The 5,277-nt window shown below is 66.9% G+C and carries 7 protein-coding genes and 1 pseudogene; 4 read left to right on the top strand and 4 right to left on the bottom strand.

All coding sequences use genetic code 11. From position 1 onward, the window contains the following. The 3 genes and pseudogenes from ACO6D5_RS29440 to ACO6D5_RS29430 form a co-directional block, all read left to right on the top strand. Positions 1-188 (top strand): annotated as a pseudogene (locus tag ACO6D5_RS29440) (dethiobiotin synthase); the annotation flags it as partial. 56 nt (positions 189-244) lie between these two features. After that, positions 245-490, top strand: a complete 246-nt coding sequence (locus ACO6D5_RS29435) for a ribbon-helix-helix domain-containing protein (protein WP_427958125.1) — start codon at positions 245-247, stop codon at positions 488-490. 2 nt (positions 491-492) lie between these two features. Continuing rightward, the gene (locus ACO6D5_RS29430; protein WP_006225687.1) at positions 493-822 is read left to right on the top strand and encodes a type II toxin-antitoxin system RelE/ParE family toxin; all 330 of its coding nucleotides are present in this window, start codon (positions 493-495) and stop codon (positions 820-822) included. A gap of 51 nt (positions 823-873) precedes the next feature. Here ACO6D5_RS29430 and ACO6D5_RS29425 read toward each other — a convergent pair whose 3' ends face one another. From ACO6D5_RS29425 to ACO6D5_RS29415, 3 genes are read right to left on the bottom strand one after another with little or no spacing between them, the layout of a single operon-like run. Next, on the bottom strand, positions 874-2,070 hold the full coding sequence (locus ACO6D5_RS29425) for a CaiB/BaiF CoA transferase family protein (RefSeq protein WP_485827346.1): 1,197 nt from the start codon (positions 2,068-2,070) through the stop codon (positions 874-876). Continuing rightward, the gene (locus ACO6D5_RS29420) at positions 2,067-2,954 is read right to left on the bottom strand and encodes an HpcH/HpaI aldolase/citrate lyase family protein (RefSeq protein ID WP_485827345.1); all 888 of its coding nucleotides are present in this window, start codon (positions 2,952-2,954) and stop codon (positions 2,067-2,069) included. Before ACO6D5_RS29420 ends, ACO6D5_RS29425 begins: the two co-directional genes overlap by 4 nt. Positions 2,955-2,994: 40 nt before the next feature. After that, the gene (locus ACO6D5_RS29415; RefSeq protein ID WP_088588976.1) at positions 2,995-3,987 is read right to left on the bottom strand and encodes a tripartite tricarboxylate transporter substrate binding protein; all 993 of its coding nucleotides are present in this window, start codon (positions 3,985-3,987) and stop codon (positions 2,995-2,997) included. A 140-nt stretch (positions 3,988-4,127) separates the two neighbouring features. Here ACO6D5_RS29415 and ACO6D5_RS29410 point away from each other — a divergent pair, with 140 nt between their 5' ends. Beyond that, positions 4,128-4,985: a LysR family transcriptional regulator gene (locus tag ACO6D5_RS29410; RefSeq protein WP_006225683.1), complete on the top strand. Its 858-nt coding sequence runs from the start codon at positions 4,128-4,130 to the stop codon at positions 4,983-4,985. A gap of 47 nt (positions 4,986-5,032) precedes the next feature. On the opposite strand, the gene ACO6D5_RS29405 is transcribed toward ACO6D5_RS29410, so the two are convergent. Beyond that, a partial coding sequence (locus tag ACO6D5_RS29405; RefSeq protein ID WP_485827344.1) for a LysR substrate-binding domain-containing protein occupies positions 5,033-5,277 on the bottom strand: 245 nt, incomplete at its 5' end.

The raw sequence follows: 5,277 nt of genomic DNA, 5'->3' as shown, positions 1-5,277 counted from the left end.
TCATGAGCGGCCCGCTGTCGGCGGGCAACAAGGAAGCCATTGAACGCTTCGGCGAAGTGCGCGTGCTGGCCGAAATCCCGCCCCTGTCAAAAGTGGACGCCGCCGCCGTCGACGCACTGGCGCAGATCATCCCGCCGCTGGAAGAGTGCCTGGCGGCCTTGGGCGGGGCGCCCGCGGTGGCCAGCTAATGAGCTGCGGCCACCCCCATCTTGCCAAATTTTGGCAAGCCTCCTAAGCTGTGGGAATGGGCACCATGAATATCTCCCTCCCGGACGCGCTGAAATCTTTCGTTGACGAACAAGTCACCGAACGTGGCTACAGCACCAGCAGCGAGTACGTCCGGGAACTGATCCGCAAGGATCAAGATCGGCTTCAATTGCGGGGGCTGATGCTTGCCGGCGCGTCGTCCGCGCAAGGCGTACCCGCCGACGCCACCTATTTTTCCGACCTGCGAGCTCGCGCCAGCAAACGTCTCAAACCTGACGCATAGCTGTGAAGGGAAAACCCGTCATACCTCGTTTGCAGGCAAACGAAGATATCGACACTGCCATCGCCTACTACTCAGACCAAGCGTCGGAACAAGTGGCACTGGGCTTCATTGATGCGTTGGAGCGTGCGTATTCTCACTTGAGCCGTCATGCCGCGACGGGGTCGTCCAAATATGCACACGAACTCGATTTACCAGGGCTTCAATCCTGGCCATTGACTCGCTATCCTTACCTGATCTTCTATGTAGATTGCCCGAGTCATATTGATGTCTGGCGAGTCTTGCATCAACAACGGAACATCCCGGCTTGGATGCACGGCCCTGAAGGGTTGTGAGGGGAGCCGCTGCGCGCCAGGACGCCTGCCACGTGGCATACCCACCCCTCCTCATCCCAGCGCCCCCCGTTCCCGCAACGCCGCCAAGCGCTCGGCTGACACCCCCGCCTCCGCCAACACCGCTTCGCTATGTTCTCCGAACGCGGGCGCGGCGCGGGGCGCATCCGGCTGGCTGCGGCCGAACTTGATGGCCTGGGCGAACCCGCGGTAGCTGCCCACCACCGGATGCGTAAACGTCGTGACCATGTTTTCGGCCTGCACCTGCGGGAAGTCGAACATGTCTTGCACGCCACGCGCGGCGGCGCAAGGCACCTCTTCGCCGAACCAGGCCTCCCATTCCAGCGCCGTGCGCGCGCGCAACGCCTCGTGCAGACGCGGCACGATCTCGTCGCGGTGTTCGGCGCGTTTGCGCACCGAGTCGTAACGTTCGTTGGCGGCAAGCTCAGGCAAGCCGGTCTTGGCGCACAGCGCCTGCCAGAAATGCGGCGTGTTGGCCGAGATGTACAGATACCCCTCGCCCGTGGGATGGATGCCCGTGATGCCGCCCGAGCGCATGTCGCGCCCGATGTCGCGCGGTTCGCCTTCGGCCCAGACCAGCCTTGCGGACTGCAAGGCCAGCGCGCTGCGCAACAGTGATACGCCCACGAACTGGCCGCGCCCGCTGCGTTCCCGCTCGTACAGCGCCGAGGCCACGCCCGCGGCCACCATGGATGAAGCGTAGTAGTCCACCACCGATCCATACAGGATCTCGGGCGGCCCCTCGGCCTTGCCTTGCAACGCGCACATGCCGGTCATCGTCTGCAGCACCTGGTCGTAGCCGGCCTTGTCTTTCAATGGCCCAGTTTCCCCATAGCCGGTGACGGCGCAGTAGATCAGCCTGGGATTGATCTCGGCCAGCTGCTCATAGGCGATGCCCAGCCGGGCCGGCACGCTGGGCCGGAAGTTGTGCACCAGCACGTCCGCCTGCCGCGCCAGATCGTGCAGGACGGCCAGCGCTTCCGGGTTTTTCAGGTCCAGCACCAATCCGCGCTTGCCGCGGTTCACGCCGAGAAAGGCGCGGCTTTCGGCGTCCAGCGTGGACGGATACTTGCGCAGGTTGTCGCCGCTGGGCGGCTCAACCTTGATGACGTCGGCGCCCTGATCCGCCAGCAGCGTGCAGCCATACGGCCCGGCGATGTAGGCGCTCAGGTCCAGCACACGGACGCCCGCCAGCGGACCGCCCGGCGATTGCATTGCCGCCGCCATCATTGCGCCTGCTCCGCTTGCGCCGTCGCGAGCCCAAGCCCGGCCGCCACCCGCAATATCGCCTCGGCGCGGCGCAGGAAGGGGCCATCGATCATGCGGCCGTCCACCACGAATGCCGCCACGCCCTTGGCTGACGCTTCGCGCGCGGCCTCAACCACGCGGCCCGCGTGCGCGATCTCGTCATCGGTGGGCCGGAACGCCGCGTTGGCCAACGGCACCTGGCGCGGGTGGATGCAGCTTTTGCCGATATAACCCAGGCTGCGGGCCAATTCCGCCTCGGCCCGGTAGCCGGCTTCGTCCTCGATATTGGCGAAGGCGGAGTCGTAGGCGAACACGCCCGCCTCGGCCGCCGCCAGGCGCAACGCGAACATGGCCTGCTGCACCGCCACCGGCGCGCGGCGAGCGATGCCCGCGGGTTCAAAGAGATCGCCCAACCCCAACTGCAAGCCCGCCACGCTGGGATGCGCCGCCGCCAGGCGGGCCGCCCGGCGCAGCGCGCGCGGCGACTCGATGTTCAGCAGCAGCCCGACCGGTTCGTCCACGCCGTTGGCGCGGCGCGCCTGTTCGACCGCGCTGGCCGCCGCCACGACGTCGGCCTCGCGCTCCGCCTTGGGCAGGTTCACCAGATGCAATCCCGGCCGCACCACGGCCTGCACGTCCGCATGGAAATGCCCGGAATCCAACGCATTGACGCGCACGATCAGCGTCTTGCCGGACGCGGCGGCTTCGGGCGCGGCCAGCATGCGGCCCAGATGGCCGCGTGCCTCGTCCTTGCGCGACGACGCCACCGCGTCCTCCAGGTCGAAAGACAAGGCGTCGGCGGCGCCCGCCAGCGCCTTGGCGAACAGCTCGGGGCGCGATCCGGGTACGAACAGTTTGCTTCTCATGCTTGCACTCTGGGAAAGAGGGTTGATGCGGGGTCGGCGCTTACTGGATGGAGATGTTGCGGTCACGGGCCACCTGCTTCCACTTGGCGGCATCGGCCTGAACCAGTTCTGCGAATTGCGGCACGGTCAGCGCAGCCGGCACCGCGCTTTCTTCGGCGAACATGGCGCGCATCTTCTGGTCGTTGACGATGCCGCGGATCTCGGCGTTCAGCTTGTCGACCAAGGGCGCGGGCGTTCCCGCCGGCGCCAGCACGCCCCACCACAGTTCCACCGAATAGCCGGGCTGGCCTTCACCAATGGTGGGCAGCGCCGGATAGAACTGCGACCGTTCGGGCGAGGTCACGGCCAGCACGCGCAGCTTGCCGCCCTTGAGCAGCGAGGCCGTGGATGCGAAGCTGCCGATCACGAAATCAACCCGGCCGCCGGCCAGGTCGTTCAGCGCATGCGACATGCCCTTGTAGGGCACGTGCGTAAACGATGTCTTCTCACCCCCGGCCAGGATTTCGCTGGCCATCTGGTTGACCGAGCCCAAGCCCGCGCTGCCGTAGGTCAGCTTGCCCGGCTCCTTGCGGCCAACGGCCAGCAGGTCGGCCATGGACTGGTAGGGTGAATCCTTGCCCACGACCAGCGCCATCGGGCTGCGCGCCAGCATCGCTACCGGCGCGAAGCTGCGCACGACGTCGTACTTCAGGTTGGTCTGCACGGCCGCATTGGTCGTGAGCGTGGACGACGACAGCATCAGCACGGAGCCATCCTTCGGTGCGCGGGCCACATATTCCGCCCCGATCGCGCCGCCCGCGCCGGGCCGGTTTTCGACGATGACGGTCGTGGACAGGCGCGCGCCCAGCTTTTCGGCCAGCACGCGGGCAAACACGTCGTTGCTGCCGCCCGGCGGGAACGGCACGACCATCGTGATCGTCGCGGGGACGGCGGGCGCCGCCTGCGCCGCAGCCAATCCGGGCGCGCCCAGCGCTACAGTCAGGGCTAAGGCGGGCAATAAGGCGGCACGCAGGCCGGCAAAGGACTTCGTCATTGGGGGTCTCCTCGGTTGCGGTCCGGCGGGCGTCCGACGCCTGCGTGCATGCCGCTTGTCGTTTTGTCTGAAGCGAATACTAGGACGCCCGCCTGATGATATAAAGCGAGGATTCTTAAAACACTACGTGAGGATTTCTGATGAAGATCGAATCTTTCCGTACGCTCAACGCCGTGTTGCGCGGCGGCAGCTTCGCGGCGGGCGCGGCGGACATGAACTTGTCGCCCAGCGCCGTCAGCCTGCAGATGAAGCAGATGGAGGAATACTTCGGACAGCCCTTGTTCGACCGCTCGGCGCTGCAAGTGCGGCCCAACGCCTTTGCGGCGGAAGTCGATGCCGTGCTGCAGGAGGCGCTGGCGCGCCTGGACGAACTGCGCCGGCGCAGCACGCCGGCTGTCGAAGGCCGCGTCCGGCTGGGCACCATCGAACCGCTGCAAGTGACGCTGCTGCCCCCGCTGCTGCGCAAGCTGCGTGAACGCTACCCCCTGCTGGACGTGCGCCTGGTGCGAGGACGCGCGACCGAGCTGACCGAAAAGCTGAAGAAGGGCGAGATCGACGCCGCCATCATCACGCAGCCCGAAACCGGGGGCTCCAGCCGCCTGGCCTGGACGCCGCTGTTCCGGGAAACACTGGTGCTGATCGCGCCGCCCGATTCGCACGAGACGCGCGTCGCCGACCTGTTCCAGCAGTACGAATGGATCCGTTTCGACAAGACCACCATCGGCGGCCGGCTGGCCGCGCGCTATGTCGCGCAGCACGCGCCGCATGCGCGCTGCCGCATCGAAATGCAATCGCTGGCGGCGCTGACAGCGCTGGTGTCCGCCGGGCTGGGCGTGTGCGTGCTGCCCGAGCCAGGTCCGAACCTGCTGAACGTGCACCCGGTCCGCGTGTTGCCGCTGGGCAAGCAGGCGCCCTACCGCCAGATCTCGTTCGTCTGCCGGCTGACCGACCAGGACAACCGGCTGGTGCAGGCGCTACTGGAAGGCGCGCGTCCGTAACGCATAACGTGCATCGCGCGCCCAACGCGAGATCGGCGCGGTGGAACTCAGGCCCCGCCTTCCAGGCGGGCCATGTCGATGAACGCCCGCAAGGCGGACGACACGCGCCGCTGCCGCGGGTAATACAGCATGAAGCCTGGGATCGTCGGGCACCAGTCCTCCAGCAGCCGCACCAGCCGGCCCGATTCCACGAGCGCGTTCACGTAGTATTCCGGCACGCTGCCGATCCCGATGCCGTCGACCGCGGCGCGCACCTCGGCATGCACGTCGCTTAGCGCGATGCGGCCCGTGA

The sequence above is a fragment of the Achromobacter sp. genome, from assembly GCF_057314935.1.
The sequence above is the reverse complement of the archived record's forward strand: the minus strand, read 5'-3'. Positions and strand labels throughout refer to the sequence as shown.